This window comes from Bradyrhizobium centrosematis, assembly GCF_045571495.1.
Lineage (GTDB): Bacteria > Pseudomonadota > Alphaproteobacteria > Rhizobiales > Xanthobacteraceae > Bradyrhizobium > Bradyrhizobium centrosematis.
Genome location: NZ_CP120703.1, coordinates 3,103,409 through 3,127,604, shown reverse-complemented (window position 1 = coordinate 3,127,604; position 24,196 = coordinate 3,103,409). Strand labels below are relative to the sequence as shown.

Here is a 24,196-nt window from a genome sequence, read left to right as displayed (position 1 = left end):
CCCTCGCGGGCACTCAAATTGCCATATTCGGGGACCCGTGACACAAGCGAGCCCATGAAGGATCGAAAATTCACCCCGAGGGGTCCCCGCGGTGGGGCTAAGCCCTTCAACAGGCCCGGAAAATCGGCCGGCCGACCGGCCTGGCGCGACGGCGATTCGCACTCCGACGGGCCCGTCATCCTCTATGGCTGGCACACCGTCACCATGGCGCTGGCCAATCCCGCGCGCCGGATCCGCAAGCTGACGCTGACCGAGAACGCGGCCCGGCGGCTCGCGGAAGAAAACATCGAAACCCGCGTCACCCCTGAGATCGTCCGGCCTCAGGAGATCGACCGCCTGCTGTCGCCCGACGCCGTGCATCAGGGGCTGCTCGCCGAGGCCGATCCCCTGCCCTCGCCCGATATCGAGACCTTGAAGCAGGAGGGCATCGTGCTGGTGCTCGACCAGATCACGGACCCCCACAATGTCGGCGCCATCCTGCGCTCGGCCGCCGCGTTTGCGGTGAAGGCGATCGTCACCACCGCCCGCCACAGTCCCGAAGCGACCGGCGTGCTGGCCAAGGCCGCCTCCGGTGCGCTCGAGCTGGTGCCTGTTGTCACCGTGCAAAACCTCGCCCGCGCGCTCACCGCGCTGAACGAACGCGGGTTCCAGACGGTTGGGCTCGACAGCGAGGGCAGCGAGGACCTCTCGGAGGTCGCGTTGCGCGAGCCGCTGGCCCTCGTGCTCGGCGCCGAGGGAAAAGGTCTGCGGCAATTGACCCGCGAGACCTGCAGTGTCGTGGCGCGGCTCGATATGCCCGGCGAGATCAAGAGCCTCAACGTGTCGAATGCCGCCGTGCTCTCGCTCTATGTCGGCGCCAGCCGGCTGGGGCTGATGAAGCGCTAAAGCATGATCCGGACACGTGCGAAGCGATTTTCCGGAATGATCGTGCGCGACCAACAACCCAAAGCGCGATGAGGATTCATCTCACTCTCATCGCGCTTGAGACAAGACAAAGCGCCCGTCCGCATCATGCGAACGGGCGCTTTGCAGCTTTCAGCCGATCAGCGATCGGGGATCAGTAGTAGCGGCGCAGGACACGATGGCCGCCGTAATACGGCGCGTGGCGGTGGGCATAGCCGTAGCGCGGACCGTAGCCATAGTGCGCGCGCGGCAGATAGCCGTAGCGCGGGCCGTAGCCGTAGCGGTACGGACGGTAGTACGGGCGGTGATAGGGAGCCAGGGCGGCGCGATAGCCGTAGCCATAGCCGTAATTGGCGGGCGCGACGACCGCGTCCTCGCGGTAGGTCGGATACGGTGCGAAGGCGCCCGGACCGGTATAGGTCGGGCCCTGGTTGACATAGTAATACTGCGTGGTCGGCTCGGCGAGACGCTCATAGGCGCCATAGCCATAGCCGTAGCCATAACCGCCGCAGCCGGTGTTGCAGCCGGTATAGGCCGGCGCAACCGGCGCGCAGGTGGTGAAGCCGCAGGCCGCAGCGGGCCCGGTGGCGGCGAACATCACGGCAGCCGCCGCGACCAGTCCCGAAATCATTTGACGCATGACTCTCTCCTGTTGATTTCTGTTTGTTGGATTACGACGTTTCTTAACCCGGCGGCCTGCCGGGTTCTTGGACATGAGGCCGAGGCCGCGGACGCTCGTTGATCTCGGGCGCAAGGATCACCGCCGGCGGATTGACGGGCACGTCCATCTGCGGCGGCAGCGGCGCCGATTGCGCGCCCCAGCTCTGGTAATAGCTCTCGGCGGGCTTGGGCAGTTTGCGGTTGGCGGGCGGCTCGACCTCAAGCCGGCCATAGCCGGGCCGCAGGCCCAGCGTCGGATAATAATGGCCGACATTGTCGGGCTGCCGTTCGGCGACATAGCGCCCGCCATAGATCGTGGGCTGCACCTGTTGGTTCTTGCCGAGGCCCCAAACACCCTCGACCACGGCGTAGGAGGCGTCGATGTTGTTGATGATGATCGGGACGCCCGGACGACCGGGAACGACGACATCGAAGCCGCCCGCAAACGCCGTCGCAGGCAATCCGATCAGACAGGCGGCGAGCGCCATAGCACGCATGAAAAGACCCCGGTTATTCAGGCGGCAACCTAACCGATCGCGACGCAGAGAGGGTTAAGGCCCGCTCACCAAATTCCGGTAAGCCTAATGTGTAAGGATCGCGCGCCGCTCAAATGCTGCAGAGCGAGCTAGCGAAGCGTTAACGGCGCAAGGCCCCGACGCACGGAACCGTGCGGTGCGCTCACATCCGTTTGACCGTCCGCGTGCGAAAATCCACAGGTTTCGCCGGAACGTCCGGCGCCTTCGGCGTTTAGCCCCGGTCAACAAAATGGGAGCCAACAACCATGAACATCAAGCTTCTCGGGGCTACGGCGATTGCGGCGACCATGCTGGCAAGCAGTGCCATGGCGCAGGCAGTCGTCAACGAACCCGGCCGCTGCTCGGCGCAATTCCCCAACGCCAATTGCCAGAATCTCGGCCCCGGCAATCCGTCCACGGATCGCGGATACCGCCGTCATCGCGTCTCCTACCGTCAAACCAGTTCTTACCGTCAGGCGAATGGGGACTGGAATAACGACTGGAACAGGAGCCGCACCGGCTTCTGGCCGACCGACGTCGCGGCCGGCGTAGCCGGCGCCGCAATCGGCACCGCTGGTGCGATTGCGACTGCGCCGTTCCGCGCCTGGGACAATTCCTACGCCTACGACAATCGATGGGACAACCGCGGCTGGGACACCCGCACCTATGCCCAGCGTAACGGCTTCGTCTGCACGCCCGGCACCTGGTTCAAGGGCGAAGACGGCCGCCGGCACATCTGCCAGTAAGGCCATCCAAATCGAGCGCGCGACGTCAGGCGGCCTTCACGGCCGCCTGATTCATGTCAGCGAGGGCGCCCCGGGGTTCTGGCACTTTCCGATCAAGTCTGGTATTGCGGCGCGCACGGGTGGACAGCCCCGGCCCATGCCGGCTCTCCCCATGTTTTCAGGCGTCGCCGGCTTAGCTCAGCGGTAGAGCAGCGGTTTTGTAAACCGAAGGTCGGGGGTTCAATCCCCTCAGCCGGCACCAGCGTCTGGCGTATAGCTCTCAGCGCGACTGCTTGGACACACGCCTGACATCTCCACCCAGCCATGTTTAGGCACCCACACCGAACGGCGCGCCGGTACGCCGCTGGCAGTCGAGGCAATGGCAGGCGACGACGAGGCGCGAGCGCCCCGGAAGCGACAACGCAAGGGCACCGCAGCTGCATCTGGCATCGATCATAGAATGTGCTCTCCTCGCGTTGGCGGATGGAATTGAAGTGGCGACGCCGTCGCCGACCTTCCGTCATTGCGAGCGAAGCGAAGCAATCCAGACTGCCTCTGCGAAAAGACTCTGGATTGCTTCGTCGCTCCGTCGCAATGACGCGTTCGAGGAGGTAGCCTCAACCCGCCTGCAGAAGCGTTGCAGCGTGTCCAGGACATGAGTGCGAATGCGTGACGCTCACTCCGTCCCCACCTCGAACGCCAGCAGCACGTTGCCGGGGACGCCGCTCCATTGGCCGTAGCCGGAATTGGTGTAGAGCATGCCGCCGGCGATGACCGGGCCGGGGCCGTCGATCGCGCCGCCATGGGCAGGGACGCCGTTCACGGCCTTGAAATCCCGCGCGGTGTCGAACTCCCAGAGCAGCTTGCCGTCGGCGGTGGAATAAGCGCGCAGGAAGCCGCTGACGCTGCCGGAGAACACGACGCCCGGGATCAGGCTCACCGCCGCCGAGAGCGCCGGGCTGCATTGCGGACGTTCGCCGCAAGCGACCGGCGGCACGTCCATCACGACTTTCCCGCTGGCAAGGTCGAGGCCAAACAGGCCGCCGCCTTGCGTGGAATCTAGTTGCCGCGTGCCGTCGCGTTTGAAGCGCACGTCGGAGTTGGCGACATAGACGCGCTCCCCATCCGCAGCCGAGCCCCATTCGCTGCCACCGAGTGAACCGCCCTTCCCGACTCGGGTCTGCCACAGGATCTTGCCGCCATCGTCGGGGTCGAGCGCATGCACGACGCCGGACTTCTGCGCGATGGCAAGAATACGCTTGCCATCGCGCAAGCTCACGAGGATCGGCGACTGCCCGAAATCGTGATCGGGCCCAGGCTCCTCGGGACAATTGGTCTTGTCCGCAGTGAAGCAGGCGACGACGAAGGCATCCTTCGGCGTCGCCTGCTGCTTCCACAGCAGCTTCCCCGTTGCGAGCTCGAACGCCAGGATCGCATCGGCGGTCGCGGCCGGCGGATTCGAATAGGAATTGCTGGTCGCGACATAGACCGCGCCCCGCTGCGCATCGATCGTCGGCGCCGACCAGATCGCGGCGCCGGACGGGCCGAACAGCTGGGTGCCCCGGGCGTTCTTGCCGGTCGGATGCGGCACTTCCGGAATCGTATACGCCTGCCAGATCATCTTGCCGGTCGCCGCATCCAGCGCCACCACGCTGCCGCGGAAGGTGCAGCATTCGTAGGAGGCCTGCGAGCCGGCTGCTTCCTCGATCGAGGACACCGGGACGTAGAGCATGCCTGAATGCAGCGTCGGCGCGCCGGTGATGCGCGCGGCGGCATGCTCCTCGACCTTGGTCTTCCAGATCAGCGCGCCGGTCAGCGCGTTCACCGCATAGGCGTTGGCGCGCAGATCGCCGAAGAAGATCGCGAACTGGTCGGAGCCCGGAAGCGGCGCAAAGCTGATCGCGGCGCGCACAGCCGCATCGATCCCCAGCGTCCATATCGTGCAGCCGCTTCGCGCGTCGAGCGCATGCACCTTGCGGTCGGTGCCGCCGATGAACAGCATGCCGCCGACGATGGTCGGCGGCGCAAAGGACACCGAGGCGCCGGGAAAGGCATAGGCCCATTTCAAGCGCAATCGCGGCACCTGCGCCGCGGTCAGCCCCGCCATGCCGGCCGGCTGGAAGCGGCTGTTGCCGGCATCGACGCCCCACCCATTCCAGCGCGGACCATCGAGCGCTTGCGGAAAGCCGCTGATCTGCTGCGTGCAGCGGCCGTCCGCATCAGCTGCGACGCCTCCGGCCGCCGCCATCTTGCCGGTGACGAAGGCAGCTATCGCACGGCGCTCAGCGTCGCTGCGGTCCTTCGCCATGGCAGCCATGCTGCCCGAGGTCAACGTCCCCAGCACATGGTCGAACGACATCGCCTGCAGGGCGCCGCGGCCCGGCACGCGGCTCTGCGCATCGCCGTCGTGGCATTGCGTGCAATGCGTTGCATAGAGCGCAGCACCGTCCTGCTGCGCCAACGCCGGCGCGCTGCACCAGATCAACAACGCGGCCAGCACGGCACGTGCGCTCATGGTGGGTTCCGGTATGCGAGATGAGAACGCTTCACACAACCAGAAGTCTATCGCCATTGCGATCGCGGACGCAATGGCGTTGCGCCCTCCGGCCGTCACACATCCGTGGCGGTGCGGACGCGATCCGGCAACGCGTCCAGCCGCCAGAGCCCGAGGCTCTTGTCGCGCCAGCCGCCATCGCCCTCCTCGCAGCGCTCGTCGATCAACTCGCGCGGCGCCGGCCAGTCGAACGGCGCCCTCGTCATGTTGAGCGCGCGCCAGTCGCCGTCCTCGCAATCGCGATTGTCCTCCCACTCCGGAAACGTCGTCGCGAGCAGGAATTGCGCGCCGCTCTCGCGAAAGCGGTCGGTGACGCGGGCGATGTTCTGGAAGCTCAGATGCACCAGGCAGTCCCGGCACAGGATCAGATCGGCGCGCGGCAGCGCATCGCGGGTGATATCGGCAACCAGGAACCGTCCGGCGAATTCGCCGTCCACCACGCGCCGGTTGTTGGCTTCGATCAGCGACGGCACGATGTCGATGCCGATGTAGTGGAGATCGAGCTTGAGGCGGCCGATCCAGCCGGCATCGCCACAGGGCGCATCGAGCAAGGAGCGCACACCGAGCCGTTGCAGCAACGGCGGAAGCGCGTCCCGAATCGCGGCGGTGGCGGTGTCCTCCGAGCCGAGGCCCGACACCGAGCTGGCAGCGCCCCAGAGGTTCGTCCGCTCGATCCGCTCGAACCGCGCAGCGAGGTCCAGCCCCGAGAAATTGTCGCGGTCGGCGACGAAGCGGTCGTGGGCAAGCACGGAGGGACGATTGGAGATCATTGGATCAGCCCCAGTCAAAATTCCGTCGCAAGGCCACCATACGACGGATGCACCGTACCCGAAATCACCTTGAAGCGAGCCCGCCGATGATCACTCGACGAACGGCCCTGAGCGGGCTCGCCGCGTTGATGATGCCTGCCACGGCGCATGGCGTGCCGAGCGAGCAGCTCAGCGTCGCAACCGGGAACGGGAGCCAGTCGGTCTCACGCTATGCGGCGAAACCGGCCGGAAAGCGCCCTGCGGTCGTTCTGCTGCACGGCTCGCGCGGCGTCGAGCTGAGACAACGCGCCTATGAGCGCTATGCCGACGCATTGACGGCGGCAGGTATCGACACCTATCTCCTGCACTACATGACCGCCAGGGACGCCGCGGCACTCGATCCAAAGTCAAGCACGAAACAAAGCCGCGAGGCCTATGACATGGGGCGCTTCGACGGCTGGTCCGACACTGTGTCCGCCACCGTCACGACCATTCTCGACCGTGCCGACAGCTCTGGGCATGTCGGCCTGCTGGGCTTTTCGCTCGGTGGCTTCATCGCCGCCAATACCGCCGCCCGCGATGCGCGCATTGCCGCGCTCGCGGTGCTCTATGCCGGCATGCCCGAGGCGACAGCTGGCAAGGTCAAGCATATGCCGCCCGTGATCGAGTTGCACGGCGAAGCCGATCAGACCGTATCGATCGCGAATGGCAAGAAGCTGATCGAGCTTGCGAGGTCCGTTGGCGCCGAGGCCGAATTCGTGCCCTATCCCGGCAAGCCGCATGGCTTTGATTTCGCCGACTCCGATCCGATGACGTCGGACGCGATCGATCGCGTCACGCGGTTCTTCAAGGCGAGGCTCGCTGCCTGATCCGCCACCGCTCAAGCCGGCTTCTGCCACTCCATAATGTGGAAGTAGGGCACGCGTCGATGGCGGGCGATTTGCTCGGGAGTGCCGCCCGTCGGTTGCGGCTCGCTGAACAGGCGCAGCTGGAGCCCGTGATCGAGCAGCAGCGTCATGTAGCTGCTGAGCGGACGGTGCCAGTTCTGGATCCGGATGCCGCGCCAGCTCAACCAGATCGGCCGCTCCTCCATGTAATGGTCGATCGCAAAGCGCGGGATGCCCTCATGATCGCACGTCCAGCCGCCGGGCTGGCCGGCGGTGTTGAAACTGGTCAGGTTGGCGATCAGAAGCGTGCCGCCCGGCCGCAACGCCGCCACCATCCTGGCGATCGCTGCGCCGAGATCAGGCATGTCGATCAGGCTGAGATAGCTGACGACGAGATCGTAGGAGGCCTCGATGTCCATCATCTCGGCGCGGCCGAACCGATAGTCGCCATCGGGATCAATTTCCCTGGCGCGCGCGAGCAGCGCCTCGGTTGGTTCGATGCCGGTGGTGCGGATGCCAGCGCGCTGCATGATGCGGCAGAAGCGCCCCTCCCCACAGCCGACATCGAGCGCATTGCGGAAGCCGCGGCCTTCGATCCGCGCAAGCATCGGCGCATCGAGCACGAAGCGACGGCCATAGTCGCCGTCTTGTCCTTGCTCGACGATCCATGCGGCCGCGGACGCGGCCCAGCCATGGCTGACGTCCTCGTTCATGGGAGCGACCTTCCGGAACGGAGGTTTGACCGCGCGCGTCGCGGGCGCGGTTACTGACCACAGATTGGATCAGAGTTCAATATGAGGTAGCCTGCGCATGCCATGCGCCCGACCACCGCCAAAGAGAAGTCCAGGATCATCGCCGGCGCGGCGACGGCCGTCGTCATGACGGCCATGCTGCTGGTGATCGTGCTCGGTTTCCTGCTGGCGTGACCGAGGCCGCGGCAGACGGGCGCCGGCGCGCGGGCTTACGCCGTGCGCACCGTCCGCAAGAATTTTCCGACCTCATCCTTCAGCCGGTTGCTGTCGGTCGCCAGCATCTTGGCGGTCGAGAGCACCTGCGAGGAAGCCGACCCGGTCTCGGCCGCGCCGCGCTGCACGTCGGTGATGTTCGAGGAGACCTGCTGGGTGCCGTGAGCGGCCTGCTGCACGTTGCGCGAGATCTCCTGGGTCGCGGCGCCCTGCTCCTCGACCGCCGCGGCAATGGTCGAAGACACTTCCGACAGCCGCTCGATGGTCACGGAGATGTCGCGGATCGCGTTGACGGATTCCTGCGTCGCGGTCTGGATCCCGGTGATCTGCTGGCTGATCTCGCCGGTCGCTTTCGCGGTCTGCTCGGCGAGCGTCTTCACCTCGGAGGCGACGACGGCGAAGCCGCGGCCGGCCTCGCCGGCGCGTGCCGCCTCAATCGTGGCGTTGAGCGCCAAGAGGTTGGTCTGACCGGCAATGGTGTTGATCAGCTCGACGACGTCGCCGATCCGCGTCGCCGCGACCGAGAGCTCGCTGACCCGTTCCGTCGTGGTGCGGGCCTGGGCGACGGCCTCACCCGCCATCCGCGCGGATTCCTGCACCTGCCGGCTGATCTCGTTGACCGACGAGGACAGCTCCTCCGTGGCGGTCGCGACCGATTGCACATTGCCGGTGGCTTCGCCGGAGGCGACCGCAACGAGCGAGGTCAGCTCCTGCGCGCGCTGCGCGGTGGTGGCCAGCGTCGAGGATGACGCTTCGAGCTCGGTGGACGCGGATCCGACCGTCTCGATGATCTCGCCGACTGCACGTTCGAAACTGTCGGCCAGGTCGACCATATCCCGGCGGCGCCGCTCGGCCGCCTGCTTCTCCGCTTCGAGCTGCGCAGCCTTAAGGCGCTCGACCTCGAGACCGTTGGTCTTGAACACTTCGACGGTCTTGGCCATGTCGCCGATCTCGTCGCGCCGGTCCTTCTCGGGCACCTCGGTGCTGAGATCGTTGCGGGCAAGTCCCTCCATGGCGAGCTTGAGCCGGGCGATCGGCTGCGACATTGCCTTGAGACCGATGAACAGCGCGATCATGATGCCCAGGACGAGGCCGCCGGCGCTGACGCCGATCACGGTCCAGGTCGCGGCGTGGGCGTCGCGGTTGATGGCGTCCTTGCGCTTGGCAACCAGCTGCGCGGTCTCGGTGGTGAAACTGGCGATGCGGGCCAGGGCTGCATCGAGCAACGGATCGCACTCCTTGTGCGCCCGGTCGGCGGCCTTGGCATTCTCTTCCGTGCTGCTGGCCTGCGATCCAGCCTTCAGCACCGGATCACAGCCTGCGAAGGCCGCCTTCAACTGGTCACCGATGCTCTTGATCTGGCTCGCGCGTGACGGATCATCCTGCTCCGCCGCGTCCAGATATTGACGGATCTCGTCGCGATTCTGGTTCGCAGTTTTCAGGCGGGCGACATTGCCGGCCTCCGTCGCCTCGGTGAAGATGGCGTAGAGCGCAGCATGATAGGTTTCCGTGCGGCGCTGGACGCGCGCGAGGCTGAGGGCGGAAGATTGCGCGGCGGCGAGTTCGCCGAAGCCATCGATGGTCGCGGACAACTCGCGCACACCGAAGGTCGCGACGCCGATCATCGCACACCCCATCACGGTCACGATCAGCGCGACCTTCCACACGATTTTCAAATTGTTCAAAAAGCTCATTTCCACCGCCCAATGATGGTTCTGCCGACGCATAATCCCGGTATTGGGCATTGGAAGTGGTGGACGTTAAAATTTACCCCAAATGATCTGAGTAGTCTTACGGAAAACTAACCCTTTCGCGCTTCGGCGTAAGCCTCGCGTAAGCTTCAGCCCGTTTTCGCTCAGGGCCGATCCTGATCGCCGCTTCCGGAACCGCAACCCGGCGCCGGCCGTTGTCGGCGCATGCGGATCAGGGAAGAAAACCGAAACATGTTTTTGCTGGCGACGGTGACGCTGTGCTGTGGCACCGTGGCCGGCACATTGACGCTGCTTGAGCCAATGCTTGCGCGGGCTCCCGCAAGGCTGGGCGCCGAGCGGCCGGCCGTCGACCTTCCCCGAACGGCGGTTCAGACACCCGTCCGGGTGGTCGGCGCGCCGTTCGAGCCCAACGTCAATCCGCGCGAGCGATAGCGGTCACCTCGGCGATACCTTCGTGCCCTCCTCGGGCCGGCCATGGACACGGGCCAATTCCTCCACGAACGCGATCACCTCCGCCCGCTTATCGGGCGGTAGCGACAGGAACGCGCGGATGAGCCTCAGCCCCTCCACCTCGTCTGACCGTTCTTTTCCGGCATCCATCTGCCCACTGTCGGCCGACCGGGAAAAATATGCAATCCCTTGTGAACCTCCTTGATTCGTCGCGGCCGCTTTGCTGGAATGAGGTTTCGCTGAGGTGGATCATGAAATGGATCAGGGAGCGCGACGCACTGTTCGCGCAGACACTGGCCTTCGTCCAATCGGTAACCGGCAGAAAGGATGATGTCCTTCAGCCGGAGAAGGCGACGGTAGCGCCGATCCGCGCGACCGAGCTTGTCGCCGTCGAGGCCGTCACGGTCGAGATCGAGCCGACGCAAGCTTCCGTGCCGCCCCTGCCCACGCCTCTTGCGCCACCACGGGCGGGCGGAGATTTCCGCGCCGAAATGCAGGCCCGAATCGCCAATTTCCGCAGGCATCAGGAGCGGTTCGAGCGCGAGCGGGAGGAATATTGTGCCGCAACCCTGACGAAATTGCGCGCCGCCATCCGCGACGCCCCTGGGCTCTTGGCGAAAAAGTGAGCCTCCCCAGAGGCCTAAAGCCAGGACCAGACCAGCCAAAGATTGGCCGCGCAGGCGCCGAATAGCGCCAGCGTCAGAGGCAGGAGCATGTGCCCGCAGGAGGTCTTGAGGTCGCTCGTCATGGCGGAAAACATCCGCTGATTCCGGCCAACGAGTCCCAGGGATTCTTTTTTCCCGGATTCAGGACTCGTTAAGGACTCAGGGCCCTGTCCACCGATCACGGCTCCGTGATCGGTCGCCGACCGGAACCCCTTACCCCACAAGCTCGTTAATTGGCAGTTTTGGAGCGGTAAGAATGCCCTACGCCCTGTTCTGCAACGACGCCCAGATCAGCAAGGCCTATCCGAGCGAGGCCGACGTCTGGAAACTCGCACAGCGGAGTGGTCTCGTCGTCGATGTCATGGCGGACGATGAGCGGCCGGGGCCACGCCGGGTGCTGGACAACGACTACGAAATTGCGCCTTGCCAGGCAGCGCAGGGCGAGGACCCCGCAAAGAACAAGGCCGAGGCCGACCGCCAGTCCAGGATGGAGCTTGAGCTGAATTCCTGAAGACGCCGGCGAAAGCCGCAAAATGGTCAGGGCGTGGCGGCCGCAAGCGACGCCTGCTCGCCCGGCATGGCCACGCAGGCCTTACGGCGGTGCAGCCCGCGGATGGCGCCGGTCACCTTCAGCACTTTGCCCGACGAACAGGACGCATCCTTGACGAAAGCCACCTCGTAAGGTGCCAACATCAGAGGCTCGGATTTGAGGATTGTCTGTGCAGAGCACGGCAGGCAGAACAAGCACGAGAACACCACCGCCGACACCAAGATACGCATGTCCGTCGTCCCACCTGCCCGGTAATTCTCATATAACGCGTTCCGGAGCGCGAGTTCCGTAAGCGGCAAAAATTATTTTTGCTTTACCCAAGTCCCATGACGCGCGTGAGAAGGCGCGCTCCGGAATGTTTGCTTGCAAATGGCGCGCCAGATGGTTCACGCATTGCAAACCCCGGGCCGGCGGCAAGTCAGCCCCACAAACAAAAGGCCGGCGGAGCCGGCCTTTGTCAGAGCGTGACCGCGGTGGAGGGGTCAGTAGCGCGAGGCTGCCGGCCCGCCCCAGCCGAAGCGGTAGTTCACACCGACCTTGACGGTATGCTCGTCCTCCCGGCCGCGGACGCCGACGATGTCGGCCGGACCGGAGGTGAAGGTGGTGCTGCCGAAATTGTAGTACTGGTACTCGGCCTTGGCCGACCAGTTCGGCGCGAACATGTATTCGAGGCCGGCGCCGACGGTATAGCCATCCTTGTTGTTGCCGGTGGCGGTGAAGGTCTGCGGCACGCCGGCGACGTTGACACCCAGGCCGCCATTACGCCAGGCGTAACCGCCCTTGGCGTAGAGCAGCGTCGGACCCCAGGTGTAGCCGATGCGACCGGTCACCGACCCGAGCTGGTCGGTGTTGGAGGTCACCTGCGTGCCCAGCGGGAACGTGACACCGTTATTGTTGGTCGGCAGCCAGGAATACTGGGCCTCGATACCCACCACCCAATTCGGTGCGAACTGGTAGTCGAAGCCGCCCTGCACGCCGCCCAGGAAGCGGGCGTCGCTGGACTGGAAACTGCTGTCGCCGGCAAACGCGCCGCCGACATGGCCACCAATGTAGAAACCGGTCCAATTGTAGATCACCTGCGGCGGCGTATAGGCGGGAGCCTTGGTGTAGGTGCGCGGCTGCATATCCGCAGCTGCGGCCGGCGCGGCCAGCGCAAGCAGAGCGGCTGCACCCAGCAAAGTCGATTTCATGATCATCCCCGTTCTTTCATTTACAACACTCAGGAAACAACGTGGCGTGAATTGGGTTGCTTCGCGGCGGTGCCGGAACGTTGATCGTTCGTTACTGTGACGGGGTGGCAACATCGCGATTTTGTTCCGTCACTCGCCCGTGCGCCGACTGTTTTTGTCGCCTGCGCGAGACCTGCCGTAACAATTTGTCGCAACACCAAGCCGCCCCGTTCAAAGCTCGCCGAAATGTGATCCGGCCGCTCCAGCAGCCTTCGTTCTAGCAGGCGGCGGTGAAGGTGGGCTTTGCCTCACCGCGTCATCTTTTCCAGTTCCGGAAAGGGTGTGTAAACCGCACCTGCGCAGAGCTCGCTCGTCCGGTCGACGACGCGATCGCCTCGCCCGTTGACGAAGATCACGGCGCGCTCACGCATCGCCTTGTAGCTGCCGTCGGTCTCGCGCGGGGTGAAGTGCAGGCAGCTCACGTAGAACTGCCGGCCACCGACCTCGCGCTGAACCGGCTCGGCCATGCTGGCTTCGCGCACACCGACCGGATTGTTCAGATAGGTGCGCATCAGGGCCAGCGTATCGCTGCGGAAATTATCGGGAAATGGCTGCGGTCCTCCGGCCTGGGTCCCGCCGATGAACGTTGGACGGTCACCATCGCTACCGAAACATGCCGCAAGCGCCAGCGGCAGGGCCATGATCAATGCCAAGCGTGCCGTACGTTTCGCCAATCGCCCCACAGGTCCGCTCTCCGCTCGATCAGACTCGGAGACGTTCTAGCCGCTAGGTTGCGCAAAGGGAATTCGCATCCGCCCAGCCTTTCGATCAACGCACCGCCCCGCCGCCGGCGTCTGCGCTTTCGCACAAGGCGCCGAGACGGCGGGCCGGGCCTGAGGTCCTGACGCGGCGGCGGGCAATGCTTGGAATGCCGCCGCGCAGGATCAGTCGTTAGCTGCGCTTCTCGGTGGTTGCCGGCTTGGTCAGATCCGGCTGCGCCTTCTGCGCCTTCTTAGCCGAAAGATGCTTGTGGTGATGGCGATGCGTACGCACCGTCTTGTGCTCGTCCGGCGTCACCGCCGCGTTGGCATTCATCGCCTTCGACTTGGTATCCACCTTGGCGTCCGCCTTGACGTCGGCAGGCTTGGTTTCGGAAGCCTTGGTATTGGCCTTGACGCCGGCGTCCGGCTTCGCGGCGGTGGTCGAGGATTTGGTCTGGCTCTGGTCCGCCTTGATCACTGGCGTCGTCGTGGTGGTCTTGCCGGTCTCGGCAGCGAAGGCCGGGGCTGCGATGACGGAAGCTGCGAGCAAGGCTGCGGAAATGGTCTTCAGCATGGTGGTCTCCTCTTGGAAGGATCTTGAGGCGGCGCCCTCTCGCCAACTCTTCGATCGTAGGTGGGAGCCTAGGAGCAGCGCACTGAACCCAGTCTGAAGCCGGTTGCAGGCTTCCGTTCATCTCGATGACAAGTTTGTCATCTGGAAGCGGGCAAACGGATCGTGCGATGCGGGAATGTTTTTGCCGGGCGGGTGTTCCGGTCTTCGGGCAATCGTGTAGGATCGCCACGTTCCATACGGGAGAAATTAGATGCGCAAACTCTCAATGCTTGTCTTGCCGGGACTGGTCGCCATGTCGCTGGCGGCCGCCCCGGTGCTGTCCAGCGCCTATGCCGCCGGCAGCGACGAGCCCTCGTCGCCGCCGAAGTCGGACTCCTCGTCCAAGAAGGGCAAGAAGAAGAGCTCTTCCGTCAGCGATCCCAAATTCCTCGCCGCCTATCGCACCGCCTACACGGCGATCTACGACAAGCAGGACTACACCAGCGCGATCGATCAGTTGAAGTCGCTCAAGCGCGACGACGTCGCCGACGTCGCCAATCTGATCGGCTACTCCTATCGCAAGCTCGGCGACTACCAGTCGTCGAAGGCCTATTACGAGCTGGCGCTGAAGGACGATCCGAACCACGTCCGCACCTGGCAGTATTACGGCCTCTGGCAGCTCGAGCAGGGCAACCGCGAACAGGCCCAGTATCATCTGGGCAAGATCGCCGCGCTCGCCGGCACCGACAGCTCCGAGTATCGGTCGCTCGCCGCAGCGCTCGACAAGCCGACCGGCGCGACGCTGGTCTACTGACCACACCGCAATTTCGAACAAAGCGAGCGGGCACAACCTTTGGGTTGTGCCCGTTCCGCTTTCTCGGCTAGCCTCTAAGCACCACTCTCCCCCGCAAATCGGTGTGCAATGGATAAATGGCTGCGATCGGCGATCGACTACATGGTCCCTTGGATCGAATTCCAACTGACGACAATCCAGCAGCCAGGCGTCATCGTTGCGTTCGCCCATCGCGGCGAGATCGTCGCCGAGCATGCGTTCGGCCTCGCCAATCTCGACACCGGCGAGAAGCTCACCCCGCGTCACCGCTTCCGGATCGCCTCCCATTCCAAGAGCTTCACCTCGGCCGGCGTCATGAAGCTGCGCGAGCAGCGCAAGCTTCGGCTCGACGATACGGTCGGCCAATATGTCGGCGGCCTGCATCCGCACGTCGCCGAAACCACGATCGCACAAGCGCTGTCGCACAGCGCGGGGCTGACGCGCGACGGCGCCGATTCCGGCCAGTTCATCGACAGCCGTCCCTATCTCAACGCGAAGGAGTTGCTGGCAGAATTGAAGTTGCCGACTGCGATCGAGCCCGGCACCCGCTTCAAATATTCCAATCACGGCTTTGGCCTGCTCGGCCTCGTGATCGAGGCGATTGCGAAGGAGCCCTACTCGGTTTGGATCAAGCGAGAGATCATTGCACCGGCCGGCCTGCGCGAGACGGAGCCGGACGCACCGCTTCCCAAGGGCGCAGCGTTCGCGCGCGGCCACACGCGAAAGGTGCCGTTTGGCGAGCGCTGTGTGATCCCGGGTGACAATCCCGCACACGCAATGGCATCTGCCGCAGGCTTCGTCGCCACCGCCGCCGACACCGCCCGCTTCTTCGCGCAGCTGGCGCCCAATGCGAAGAAGAGCGTGCTGTCAGTCGCGAGCCGCCGCGAGATGACGCGAAACCATTGGCGCATCCCGCAGAGCTTCGAGGCCCATTATGGCTTGGGCGTCAATGCCGGCAAGACCGATGGCTGGGACTGGTTCGGCCATGGCGGCGGTTTCCAGGGCTATATCTCGCGGACCTGCTCCATTCCCGCTTGCGAGCTTGCAATCAGCATCCTCAGCAACTCGATCGACGGCGCGGCACCGTTCTGGATGGACGGCGCAATGCAGATCCTGCGCGTCTTCCAGACCCGCGGCGCACCGGACCGGCGCGTGCGCGACTGGACCGGGCGCTGGTGGACGATCTGGGGCGCGACCGACCTCGTCCCCGCAGGCAACCGCGTGCTCGTCGCCAATCCGCAGTTCAACAACCCGTTCATGGATGCCGCCGAGATCGAGGTCACCGGCCGCGACACCGGCAGGCTGGCCTGGGCCGCAGGCTATTCCAGCCACGGCGAGCCGGTGCGTCGCATCCGCGACAAGCGCGGCAAGGTCAGCGACATCTGGATCGCGGGCGCAAACGTGAAGCCGGAGCGCGTCGTGGCGCGCGAAATCGCGCGACGCTATCCACGGCGCAAGCGGCGCCCTACTCCCTGACGAGCGCCTCGACCTCGCTACGAAACGCTTGCCGCGAGCCGTCTTGTGAATAGAACATGTGGCCGCCGGGATAGACCACGAACTTCACCCGCTCAGTCACGAAGGCCGGCAGCTGATCGAGCACCCGCCTCGTTCCGAAATAGGGCGTGGCAAGGTCGAACAGGCCATGCGCGACCAGCACGTTCAACTTGGCATCGGTGGCGAGGATCTGGCGCAGCTCGGACACCGACTGCGGCGGGTTGATGCCGCGGCCGAAATCCCAGTGACCTTCCACGCTGCCGTTCAGAACTTCATAGGAGCCGTCGGGCCGCCAGTTGAGCTTGCGCGCGAGCAGGTCGACCGCAGCGCTCGTCAGTGGCGCCTGGAGCGCATCGCCTGAGGGATCGCCGAACCGCGAGCTGCTCGAATCCGGATAGGGATCGAAGCCGCGCACGGAGCCGTCGTAACGCCCCGTCACCTTGCCGTTCTTGCGGTCGAATTCGCGGCGGAATTCGCCGACGTCGAAGCGGCCGGCGAGCCGGCGGCTCACCGCCTGGTCGATGCCGGTCAGCTCGGCGACCTTGTCGGCCAGACGATTGGTTGCCTCCTTGTCCGCCTCGCCCCTGACGAGGTCGGCCAGGAATTCGCCGCGCGCGTAAGCTTCGACGTCGGCGAGATCGGCGCGCTTGACCGGCCCTTTGGCTTGGCGCGCCACCGCCACATAGCTCGGCAGCGTCGCGACATATTGCAGGAGGCTGGTGCCGGTGAACTCGCGGAAATCGAGCAGCGGCGAGACCAGGATGAGGCCCCTGACGCCGACGCCGTGCTGGAGTTGCAACTGGCGCACCACCTTCGGTCCGCGAATGCCGCCATAGCTCTCGCCCGCGACGTATTTCGGCGAGGTCAGCCGGTCGTGCTTCTCGAGCCAGCGGCGGATCACAAGCGCGATCGCGTTGACGTCGCCATCGACGGAGTAGAACGATTTGCGCGCCTCCTCGCCGCTCGCGACGAAGCGGCTGTAGCCGGTGCTGACGGGATCGATGAAGACGAGATCGGTGAAGTCGAGCCAGGTCTCCGCATTCGGCTTCACCTCGGGCGAGGCCGATGGCGACAGCGCCTCGCCGTCCAGCGGCAGCCGCCACGGACCGGCGGCGCCGAACTGGAGCCAGGCCGAGGACGCGCCGGGCCCGCCATTGAACAGGAACGTGACCGGGCGCGTGGCGCGGTCGGCGCCGTCGAGCTGATAAGAGGTGTAAGCGATGTCGGCCAGCGGCTCGCCCTTGCCATCGAACACACGGATGGAGCCAGCGGTAGCCGCGAAGTTGAGCGTCCGGCCGGGCAGATCGAGCGTCTGCCGGGTGGTCGAATCCGGCGGGAGGCGGTGCGGCTCGGCGACCGAGGGCGATGCCTGCGCCGCACTTTGCGCGTTGCCGGCGCGCCCACCTTTCTGTCCCGCTGGCGAGGCCGTCTCCGAGCGCGGCTGCGGCTGATCCTCCGCGCGCGCAATGCTCGCGAGCGCGAGCGCAGACACGGCCAGCACGAGCCCGGTTCGTCGCAGCGTCGGCAAGATCGCGAGCATGGTCGTTCTCCCTGCCCGGCTGTAATAGCCGATGCCCACCCCAGCTAGCGAGGAATTGCGACGGTTTGCGGGATCACGATGGCGCGCGAAGGAGCCCGAGCTGGCCCAAATCGACCCGTTTTGTTCTCTGGATCGAGAATGGCCCGTTTCCCTTGAGAGGCGGTCATCCTCGACAATGGAGCCCCAGGTCGTATAGACGAGCCCGGCGGAACTTACTCGAGCCAGCGGCAGCTGCCTGGAAGCCCATGACCAAGCCCTCGCGATACGACCGGATCGCCTTCGTCGCCAGCCCGAGCAGCGAGGCGCAGGCCGCCTTCGGCCAGCTCACCAGGGACTATGGCAATTGCGACCCGAAGGACGCCGACATCGTGGTCGCACTGGGTGGCGACGGCTTGATGCTGCAGACGCTGCACCAGAACATGCACACGGGTAAGCCGATCTACGGCATGCATCGCGGCACCGTCGGCTTTCTGATGAACGAGTACTCGACGCACGACCTGCGCGCGCGTCTCGAGGCGGCGCATGAATCCGAGATCAATCCGCTTCTGATGCGCGCGACCGACGTGAACGACCGCGTCCATCTGCATCACGCCATCAACGAGGTCGCCCTGTTCCGGCAGACCTACCAGGCGGCGCGCCTGCGGATCATGATCGACGAGCGCGAGCGCATGGCCGAGCTGATCGCCGACGGCATCATGGTGGCAACGCCGGCCGGCTCGACCGCCTACAATCTCTCAGCCCAGGGACCGATCCTCCCGATCAACGCCGCGCTGCTGGCGCTGACTCCGATCAGCGCCTTCCGCCCGCGCCGCTGGCGCGGCGCGCTGCTCCCCAACACCGCCTATGTCGTGATCGAGGTGCTGGAGGGCGACAAGCGCCCCGTGGCGGCGGTGGCCGACCACGACGAGGTGCGCGACGTCCGCCGGGTCGAGGTCTTGTCCGACAAGACCATCTCGATGCGCATGCTGTTCGATCCCGGCCACAGCCTGGAAGAGCGTATCCTGCGTGAGCAGTTCGGCTACTGAAACCGCCGCCCCGCCCGCCGCCGTCGCCTCACTCGCAACCCTTCGTTAACCCCCGCCACGATATGGTTAACGAAGGTTGACCGCTTTGGCCCGGGCGTCATGTTCCGTATCGACTTCAACAAGCTGCGCTTCCTCGTCTGCGACGACAATCCGCACATGCGCCGCATCCTGCGGACGCTGCTGCATTCGTTCGGCGCGCGCGAGGTCTATGAGGCCGAAGACGGCGCGACCGCGCTCGAGATGTACAGCCATTACGTGCCCGACATCGTCATCACCGATTGGGCCATGCCGATCTTCGACGGACTCGAGCTTGCGCAGATGATCCGGCAGCCGGAATCAAAGGGCAACCCTTACGCGCCGATCATCATGCTGACCGGGCATTCCGAGAAGCGCCGCGTCACCGTGGCGCGCGATGCCGGCGTCACCGAATTCTTGGCCAAGCCGATCTCGGCCAAGGGGCTCTATCAGCGCATCCTCAATGTGGTCGCCAATCCCCGCCCCTTCATCAAGACCAAGACCTATTTCGGGCCGGACCGGCGCCGCAACACCAATTCCGCCTATATGGGCCCCGAGCGCCGCGTCGGCGAAAAGCACGAGGTGTTGCAGCAGCCCTCGCTGCTCGACAAGGCCCGCTCCACCATCTAGCGCAACGTCTTCAGACGAGGCAGGCATCATGGCGAAGAACAGCGCAAAGGACATCGAGGTCAAGGCCTTCGCCACGCATCAAATCATCACGCAGCCCAATCCGCTGCGGAAGGTGTTGCGCCGGGTCGAGGAGAAGGACCTGGACGATCCGGTGGGCCGCGCCGAGCAGGCGCTCGCGAGCCTTTCCGGCGAGTTCAAGCACTGGATGGCGATCGAGGTCGACAGGCTCTCCGCGGCCTGGGCCGCCGTGCAGAAGGACGGTTTCACCAAAGAGCGGCGCGACGAGCTGTTCCACGCCGCCCACGACATCAAGGGCGACGCGGCGACGTTCGGCTTTCCGTCGGCAGCCGGAATCGCCGAGAGCCTGTGCCGGGTGATCGAGCACGCGCCGGATCTAGCGAAAGTGCCGGCCGAGCTGTTCACACATCACATCAATGCCATCCTCGCTATCCTCCACGAGAACACCAAGCTCGACAGCATCAGCGTCTCCGCGGAGCTCAGCCGCCGCCTGCGCAAGATCGCCGACGACTATCTCGCTGACGTCAACCGCGACCGCCCCGAGCATCTCGAGGTGATCCTGGCGCCCAGCATCGCGCCGTCGGAGTAAGGCTTCACTCTTTCCTCGGCATTGCGAGCGCAGCGAAGCAATCCAGATTCCCTCGCGAACTTTGAACTACGCCGCGATCAGATCATCATAAACCGGATCGATCGCGTCGTCCGCGACCAGCTCGTCGCAGAATAGCCGCGCCTCCTCGCGCGCGGACTCGGTGGCGAAGCGGCGCAGCAGGACCATCAGCGGCTCGGTGGCGCCACGGTCGGTCTCGCAATGGGTGAGCACACGCTCGACCATGCGCCGGCGCAGCCGGGCCGCACCGTCGTCGCTGCCGACAAAGCCCTGCTCATGGCAGGCTTCGAGTGCAACCTGGAACGCCGCAAACGTCGTCTCGGGCAGCCCGGCGCGGCGGAGCAGCGCATGCAGGCTGTTCCCGCCGCGGTCATGCAGCAGCGCAGTGACGCGCGCCAGCGGCAGATCGGCAAGCTCGGCCAGCGCCGCGTCGAACAGATCGAGATTGCTCGACAGCAGCGCGCGCAGGATCAGGCCGGCGGTCAGCTGGCCGGTGACGCGCAAATGATGCACCAGCCCCTGCAAGTCCTCGCCGCGCGAGCGCGCCGCGATGTTGATGGTGGAGCGGTCGCGCGCCTCGATGGTGATGCGGTCGGCACGGTCGGCGCTGAGCCAGTTCCGCGCCACGACGAATTGTGCCAGCGTCTCGGAGAGTTTCGCCACCAGCGCGGCACGGGTCGCGGACGGCAGATCATCCAGCACCAGCATCGCCTCGCGGATCGCGGCGAGATGGCCGTGACGCTCGACGATGCGACTCCAGGAGAACGGCGCCAGCTCGGCGTTGGGATTTTCGATCAGCTCCAGCGCGGCCGCCGCACAGCCGACTTCGGCAATGGCGGCGCCGACCGACGCCGGCAGCGCGATGCGGCGAGCGACCGCGCATTGCACGTCGTCGTTTCCGGTCGCAACGATGTCGACGAGATCCGCATCGATCAAGAGCGGGGAATGTTCGAGCACAGGCAGCGCCACGGTCGGCTGGTCCGCCGACAGCGCCCGCACGATCGATGCCGGCGCATCCGGGCTGCGCGCAAAAGCCTCGGCCATCGCCTGCCGTACCAGCGGCGAGGGATCGTCGAGCAACATCAGAAGCGCGCCCTCGGCTGCGATGCGGTCGTCTGTCGAAAGATCCGAGATCAACCAGGCCCGGGCTAACGCCCGTGTTGCCTCGGCCCGCTCGCCGGCGGGCGCGGTCCTGATCCAATTAATGAACTGCCGAACAATCATGCTGCTTCCGGCTTACACAACAAAAGAAAATGGCGACGGCTCGTCACCTGCAACACAAAATAAACCACGACGCTTAACAAAGCGTTCACCATAACTGGCTGGTATTGTTGATGATTTATTAAGGTCAGACAAGAGAGGGGACGGGAGTTCCCGTCCATCCTCCGTCATTGCTGTCGATGTTCAATAATTCGCTGATTGGATCGCGGTGGTCTTGGTAGCGGCGAAGGCCTTGGGGGTTAGTCCTGCCAAGGCCTGATGGGGTCTGTGGTTGTTGTAGTAAACGAGGTACTCGAACAGTTCATTGGCGAAGTGGTCGAGGTTGTCGAAGGTCGCGCCGTCGATGACGTCGTCATCGAGGGTACGCCAGAAGCGTTCCACCTTGCCGTTGGTCTGCGGCCGATAGGGCCTGGTGTAGCGGTGTTTGATGCCGAGCTCGAGCAGCATGGCCTCAAACGGATGCTCGCCCGGCTTGGTGCGGGCGGCGAACTCGGCGCCGTTGTCAGACAGGATTTCCTGGAAGACGAGCCCGTAGGTGACGTTGAGGGTGTTGATCATCTTCAGGGTCTTGAACATGACCGGCAGCGCCTTCTTGGATGTCAGGACCTCTGCCCAGGCCAGACGCGAGCAGCTGTCGATCAGGCTGATGATGTAGGCCGTGACCGGGGGTGGCGCGAGGAACATATCGCGCGGTAATTGATGCAGATCGACGTGGCCCAGCTCTCCGAGCTTGTCCTTGATAATACGGCGTTTCTCCTCACGCATCGCCGGCGTACGGCGGTTCAGACGGTAGCGTTTCAGCACCCGGTAGATCGTGATCGGCGAAGGTACTGTGTCGCGCGTTTCGCGCAAGACGGCATGAATCTCATAACGGTTCATCCCCTGCTGGCGATGGGCGACGATCTCCGTCTCGATCCCTTCCGGCTCGCGCCGTTCCCGCCACTTGGGGCCACGCCGCCGCGGCAGCAGGTCCGCTTCCTCGCCGCTCTGCAGATAGCGATTGTAATACTTGCGGAACGTCTGCGAGCAGGTCCCGTGGTGCCGGTAAAAGTCACCGACCCGCTTGAACAGCGGCGATCGGCCAGCCTTTACCGCCTCATACTCTGAAATCAGAAAACGCCATTTCTGCAGATAGTTGCGTTCAACCGTTCGGTCATAGCTGTTGTCTCGCATCGGATCGTTCCTCCGCTGGAGCGATCCAATCAGCGAATTAGTGAACATGCACAATTGCGAGCGCAGCGAAGCAATCCAGAAATGCCTCCGTGGAGAGATTCTGGATTGCTTCGCTGCGCTCGCAAAGACGGTGTTGATGCAGCTTGACACGAAAATCTCCATCCTGTGCCGGGACGCAACGCGTCCTGGACACGAGACTGCGTTTCTAGCTGGAGAACGCGCCGCTGCGATCGCTGAAGAGATCGAGTGGCTGCGGCGGCCGCACGTCCGGCGTCACCGAGGCGACCGAGCTGAGCGAGGCGTTGTTGCCCCATAGCTTCTGCACGGTGGTCGAGACCGGCTGCGTGGTGTCGCCGGGTTGATAGATCGAACGGAATGCCGGCGTCACCGGCGTATTGTCTGCGACCATCGTCGATGATGTCGCACCCACCTGCGTCACCGCATTGGTATTGGGAAAAGTCTGAAGATAAGCCGCGTTGTCGACCAGCGGGGCCGTCGGCTGCACGCCATTGGCGCTCGCGACCTGCGTCGTGGATGGCGTATCGCCATACATAGCCATCGCGCTGCGGGTCACTTTCGAATTGGCCGCGCTGGCATAGCGCGCGTCCAGCACCGAATAGACTTCGGAGACGCTGCGGGCGCGGCCGTCCTTGGCGTAGAAGATCGAGCGATTGGAGGCCGCCGCGTTGGGAAACAGCCGCGCCCCGACCGCTTGCGGATTGTCCTCGGCATTGGCGATCAGTTTCGCGGCACCACCGACGCCCATGAAATGCGCCATGTAGAGCTCGCTGTCGCTCGGCCTGCGCCCGAGCAGGCCGGTGAGCTTGAAGCTGTTCGACTGAGTCAGCGCCGCCGCCATGCTGGAGGCAGCCTGCGGATCGTCGCGCAGCTTCATGATCGATCGCTTCATCACGGGATCATCGACGGTGTAGGTCCCCGACGACGTCCTGGTGATGGCGTCGGAATAGTTGCCATAGCCGAGCTGTGTGCCCGCCTCCTTCACCGTGCCGAGCCAGGTCTGGTCGATGAACTGGTAGAGCCCGTGCGCAGAGGACGTGGTGGCGCCGGCCGCCGGATCGAAATCCGATTCCATCTTGGCGGTGGTCAGCATGTACTGGAAGCTGACGCCGCTGACGTTCGAGGCCTGCTTGATCGCACCGGCCACACGCGCGCGTGTCGGATCGAGACCGGCCGTCTGCGTGGCGCTGGAATTGTCGACCGACATGATGAGTGCCCGCCCCGCGCGGCCTTGATCGGCGCCGGCAATTCGGCGCCCGTCGTCTCACCGTGGGACAGGCATGGTTAATGCGGAGTTAATTTGGGAAGCGGCCCCTCTCCGAATCATTCCGGGCTCGCGCTTCCGCGCGCCCCGGAAGGACGGAGGCTACTTCTTGTAGACGTCGCTGGGATCGAACAGCCGCTCGGCATCGGCGAACACCAGCTTGGCGCCGCCGCCCTCACCTTCGACCTTGCGATAGAAGCACGACCGCCGCCCGGTGTGGCAGGCAGCGCCAATCTGCTCGACGCGGATCCAGACCGCGTCCTGGTCGCAATCGGTGCGCATCTCGACGACGCGCTGGGTTTGACCCGAGGTCTCACCTTTTCGCCACAAGGCCTTGCGTGAACGGCTGAAGTACCAGGCCTCGCCGGTCGCGATCGTCTTGCGCAGCGCCTCGTCGTTCATGTGCGCGACCATGAGCACGTCGCCGGTCGCGACGTCGGTCGCAACGCAGGTCACGAGCCCGCTTGCATCGAACCGCGGCTGGAAGGACAGTCCTTCCTCGATCTCATGGGAGTGAGCGGACACAGCAACTCTCGCCGTT

25 protein-coding genes, 1 tRNA gene and 2 pseudogenes are annotated in these 24,196 nt (G+C 64.8%); 12 read left to right on the top strand and 16 right to left on the bottom strand.

All coding sequences use genetic code 11. From position 1 onward, the window contains the following. Positions 1 to 54 precede the first annotated feature (54 nt). Positions 55 to 885 (top strand): 23S rRNA (guanosine(2251)-2'-O)-methyltransferase RlmB, encoded by an 831-nt coding sequence (gene rlmB / locus P6U31_RS15000; RefSeq protein WP_407189194.1) that lies wholly within the window; start codon positions 55 to 57, stop codon positions 883 to 885. Between the two features lie 172 nt (positions 886 to 1,057). Here rlmB and P6U31_RS14995 read toward each other — a convergent pair whose 3' ends face one another. Both P6U31_RS14995 and P6U31_RS14990 read right to left on the bottom strand, forming a co-directional pair. Then, the gene (locus P6U31_RS14995) at positions 1,058 to 1,543 is read right to left on the bottom strand and encodes a hypothetical protein (protein ID WP_407189193.1); all 486 of its coding nucleotides are present in this window, start codon (positions 1,541 to 1,543) and stop codon (positions 1,058 to 1,060) included. Positions 1,544 to 1,586: 43 nt separating this feature from the next. After that, complete coding sequence (locus P6U31_RS14990) at positions 1,587 to 2,060, bottom strand: hypothetical protein (RefSeq protein WP_128926400.1); 474 nt, start codon at positions 2,058 to 2,060, stop codon at positions 1,587 to 1,589. Positions 2,061 to 2,344: 284 nt separating this feature from the next. On the opposite strand from P6U31_RS14990, the gene P6U31_RS14985 reads away from it, so the two are divergent. Beyond that, positions 2,345 to 2,824: a hypothetical protein gene (locus P6U31_RS14985; protein WP_407189192.1), complete on the top strand. Its 480-nt coding sequence runs from the start codon at positions 2,345 to 2,347 to the stop codon at positions 2,822 to 2,824. 166 nt (positions 2,825 to 2,990) lie between these two features. Then, a tRNA-Thr gene (locus P6U31_RS14980) sits at positions 2,991 to 3,065 on the top strand. A 69-nt stretch (positions 3,066 to 3,134) separates the two neighbouring features. Here the strand turns inward: P6U31_RS14980 and P6U31_RS14975 are convergent. The 3 genes and pseudogenes from P6U31_RS14975 to P6U31_RS14965 form a co-directional block, all read right to left on the bottom strand. Further along, positions 3,135 to 3,260: pseudogene (locus P6U31_RS14975) on the bottom strand (aldehyde-activating protein); the annotation flags it as partial. Between the two features lie 219 nt (positions 3,261 to 3,479). Beyond that, a complete protein-coding gene (locus tag P6U31_RS14970; protein WP_407189191.1) occupies positions 3,480 to 5,318 on the bottom strand; it encodes a PQQ-binding-like beta-propeller repeat protein in 1,839 nt (612 codons plus the stop codon). 95 nt (positions 5,319 to 5,413) lie between these two features. Next, positions 5,414 to 6,127 carry a class I SAM-dependent methyltransferase gene (locus tag P6U31_RS14965; protein ID WP_407189190.1) on the bottom strand — a complete coding sequence of 238 codons (714 nt, stop codon included), beginning with the start codon at positions 6,125 to 6,127 and terminating at the stop codon, positions 5,414 to 5,416. Positions 6,128 to 6,213: 86 nt separating this feature from the next. On the opposite strand from P6U31_RS14965, the gene P6U31_RS14960 reads away from it, so the two are divergent. Continuing rightward, positions 6,214 to 6,975 carry a dienelactone hydrolase family protein gene (locus tag P6U31_RS14960; protein ID WP_407189189.1) on the top strand — a complete coding sequence of 254 codons (762 nt, stop codon included), beginning with the start codon at positions 6,214 to 6,216 and terminating at the stop codon, positions 6,973 to 6,975. 11 nt (positions 6,976 to 6,986) lie between these two features. Here P6U31_RS14960 and P6U31_RS14955 read toward each other — a convergent pair whose 3' ends face one another. Together P6U31_RS14955 and P6U31_RS14950 are read right to left on the bottom strand one after the other, a co-directional pair. After that, positions 6,987 to 7,706 carry a class I SAM-dependent methyltransferase gene (locus P6U31_RS14955; protein WP_407189188.1) on the bottom strand — a complete coding sequence of 240 codons (720 nt, stop codon included), beginning with the start codon at positions 7,704 to 7,706 and terminating at the stop codon, positions 6,987 to 6,989. A 248-nt stretch (positions 7,707 to 7,954) separates the two neighbouring features. Beyond that, positions 7,955 to 9,652, bottom strand: a complete 1,698-nt coding sequence (locus P6U31_RS14950) for a methyl-accepting chemotaxis protein (RefSeq protein WP_407189187.1) — start codon at positions 9,650 to 9,652, stop codon at positions 7,955 to 7,957. Positions 9,653 to 9,901: 249 nt separating this feature from the next. Between P6U31_RS14950 and P6U31_RS14945 the strand changes: the two genes are divergently transcribed. From P6U31_RS14945 to P6U31_RS14935, 3 genes are all read left to right on the top strand, one after another. After that, positions 9,902 to 10,102 carry a hypothetical protein gene (locus tag P6U31_RS14945; RefSeq protein ID WP_407189186.1) on the top strand — a complete coding sequence of 67 codons (201 nt, stop codon included), beginning with the start codon at positions 9,902 to 9,904 and terminating at the stop codon, positions 10,100 to 10,102. Positions 10,103 to 10,371: 269 nt separating this feature from the next. Continuing rightward, complete coding sequence (locus P6U31_RS14940) at positions 10,372 to 10,746, top strand: hypothetical protein (protein WP_407189185.1); 375 nt, start codon at positions 10,372 to 10,374, stop codon at positions 10,744 to 10,746. Positions 10,747 to 11,041: 295 nt separating this feature from the next. Then, positions 11,042 to 11,296 carry a hypothetical protein gene (locus P6U31_RS14935; RefSeq protein ID WP_407189184.1) on the top strand — a complete coding sequence of 85 codons (255 nt, stop codon included), beginning with the start codon at positions 11,042 to 11,044 and terminating at the stop codon, positions 11,294 to 11,296. Positions 11,297 to 11,322: 26 nt separating this feature from the next. On the opposite strand, the gene P6U31_RS14930 is transcribed toward P6U31_RS14935, so the two are convergent. The 4 genes from P6U31_RS14930 to P6U31_RS14915 form a co-directional block, all read right to left on the bottom strand. Next, positions 11,323 to 11,565: a hypothetical protein gene (locus P6U31_RS14930; protein ID WP_407189183.1), complete on the bottom strand. Its 243-nt coding sequence runs from the start codon at positions 11,563 to 11,565 to the stop codon at positions 11,323 to 11,325. Between the two features lie 252 nt (positions 11,566 to 11,817). Further along, positions 11,818 to 12,525: an outer membrane protein gene (locus P6U31_RS14925; protein WP_407189182.1), complete on the bottom strand. Its 708-nt coding sequence runs from the start codon at positions 12,523 to 12,525 to the stop codon at positions 11,818 to 11,820. Positions 12,526 to 12,812: 287 nt separating this feature from the next. Continuing rightward, a complete protein-coding gene (locus P6U31_RS14920) occupies positions 12,813 to 13,205 on the bottom strand; it encodes a hypothetical protein (protein WP_407189181.1) in 393 nt (130 codons plus the stop codon). A 250-nt stretch (positions 13,206 to 13,455) separates the two neighbouring features. Further along, a complete protein-coding gene (locus tag P6U31_RS14915; RefSeq protein WP_407189180.1) occupies positions 13,456 to 13,839 on the bottom strand; it encodes a His-rich protein BRANT in 384 nt (127 codons plus the stop codon). Between the two features lie 250 nt (positions 13,840 to 14,089). Between P6U31_RS14915 and P6U31_RS14910 the strand changes: the two genes are divergently transcribed. Together P6U31_RS14910 and P6U31_RS14905 are read left to right on the top strand one after the other, a co-directional pair. After that, on the top strand, positions 14,090 to 14,632 hold the full coding sequence (locus P6U31_RS14910) for a tetratricopeptide repeat protein (RefSeq protein WP_407189179.1): 543 nt from the start codon (positions 14,090 to 14,092) through the stop codon (positions 14,630 to 14,632). Positions 14,633 to 14,740: 108 nt separating this feature from the next. Continuing rightward, positions 14,741 to 16,126, top strand: coding sequence for a serine hydrolase domain-containing protein (locus tag P6U31_RS14905; RefSeq protein WP_407189178.1), 1,386 nt, complete (start codon positions 14,741 to 14,743; stop codon positions 16,124 to 16,126). Here the strand turns inward: P6U31_RS14905 and P6U31_RS14900 are convergent. Further along, entirely contained in the window at positions 16,116 to 17,684 is a 1,569-nt protein-coding gene (locus P6U31_RS14900; protein ID WP_407189177.1) for a S10 family peptidase, read from the bottom strand. The genes P6U31_RS14905 and P6U31_RS14900 overlap by 11 nt on opposite strands. Before the next feature lie 245 nt (positions 17,685 to 17,929). Here P6U31_RS14900 and P6U31_RS14895 point away from each other — a divergent pair, with 245 nt between their 5' ends. The 3 genes from P6U31_RS14895 (at position 17,930) to P6U31_RS14885 (ending at position 19,961) form a co-directional block, all read left to right on the top strand. Then, positions 17,930 to 18,709: an NAD kinase gene (locus P6U31_RS14895; RefSeq protein ID WP_407189176.1), complete on the top strand. Its 780-nt coding sequence runs from the start codon at positions 17,930 to 17,932 to the stop codon at positions 18,707 to 18,709. Between the two features lie 99 nt (positions 18,710 to 18,808). Next, positions 18,809 to 19,354, top strand: coding sequence for a response regulator (locus P6U31_RS14890; RefSeq protein ID WP_011088265.1), 546 nt, complete (start codon positions 18,809 to 18,811; stop codon positions 19,352 to 19,354). A gap of 28 nt (positions 19,355 to 19,382) precedes the next feature. Further along, positions 19,383 to 19,961 (top strand): Hpt domain-containing protein, encoded by a 579-nt coding sequence (locus P6U31_RS14885; protein ID WP_407189175.1) that lies wholly within the window; start codon positions 19,383 to 19,385, stop codon positions 19,959 to 19,961. Positions 19,962 to 20,027: 66 nt separating this feature from the next. On the opposite strand, the gene P6U31_RS14880 is transcribed toward P6U31_RS14885, so the two are convergent. From P6U31_RS14880 to hisI, 4 genes and pseudogenes are all read right to left on the bottom strand, one after another. Further along, positions 20,028 to 21,203 carry a DUF2336 domain-containing protein gene (locus P6U31_RS14880; RefSeq protein ID WP_407189174.1) on the bottom strand — a complete coding sequence of 392 codons (1,176 nt, stop codon included), beginning with the start codon at positions 21,201 to 21,203 and terminating at the stop codon, positions 20,028 to 20,030. A gap of 180 nt (positions 21,204 to 21,383) precedes the next feature. Further along, entirely contained in the window at positions 21,384 to 22,373 is a 990-nt protein-coding gene (locus P6U31_RS14875; RefSeq protein ID WP_407186064.1) for an integrase core domain-containing protein, read from the bottom strand. Positions 22,374 to 22,578: 205 nt separating this feature from the next. Further along, positions 22,579 to 23,639: pseudogene (locus P6U31_RS14870) on the bottom strand (lytic transglycosylase domain-containing protein). 118 nt (positions 23,640 to 23,757) lie between these two features. Further along, entirely contained in the window at positions 23,758 to 24,180 is a 423-nt protein-coding gene (gene hisI, locus P6U31_RS14865; protein ID WP_407189173.1) for a phosphoribosyl-AMP cyclohydrolase, read from the bottom strand. Positions 24,181 to 24,196 lie beyond the last annotated feature (16 nt).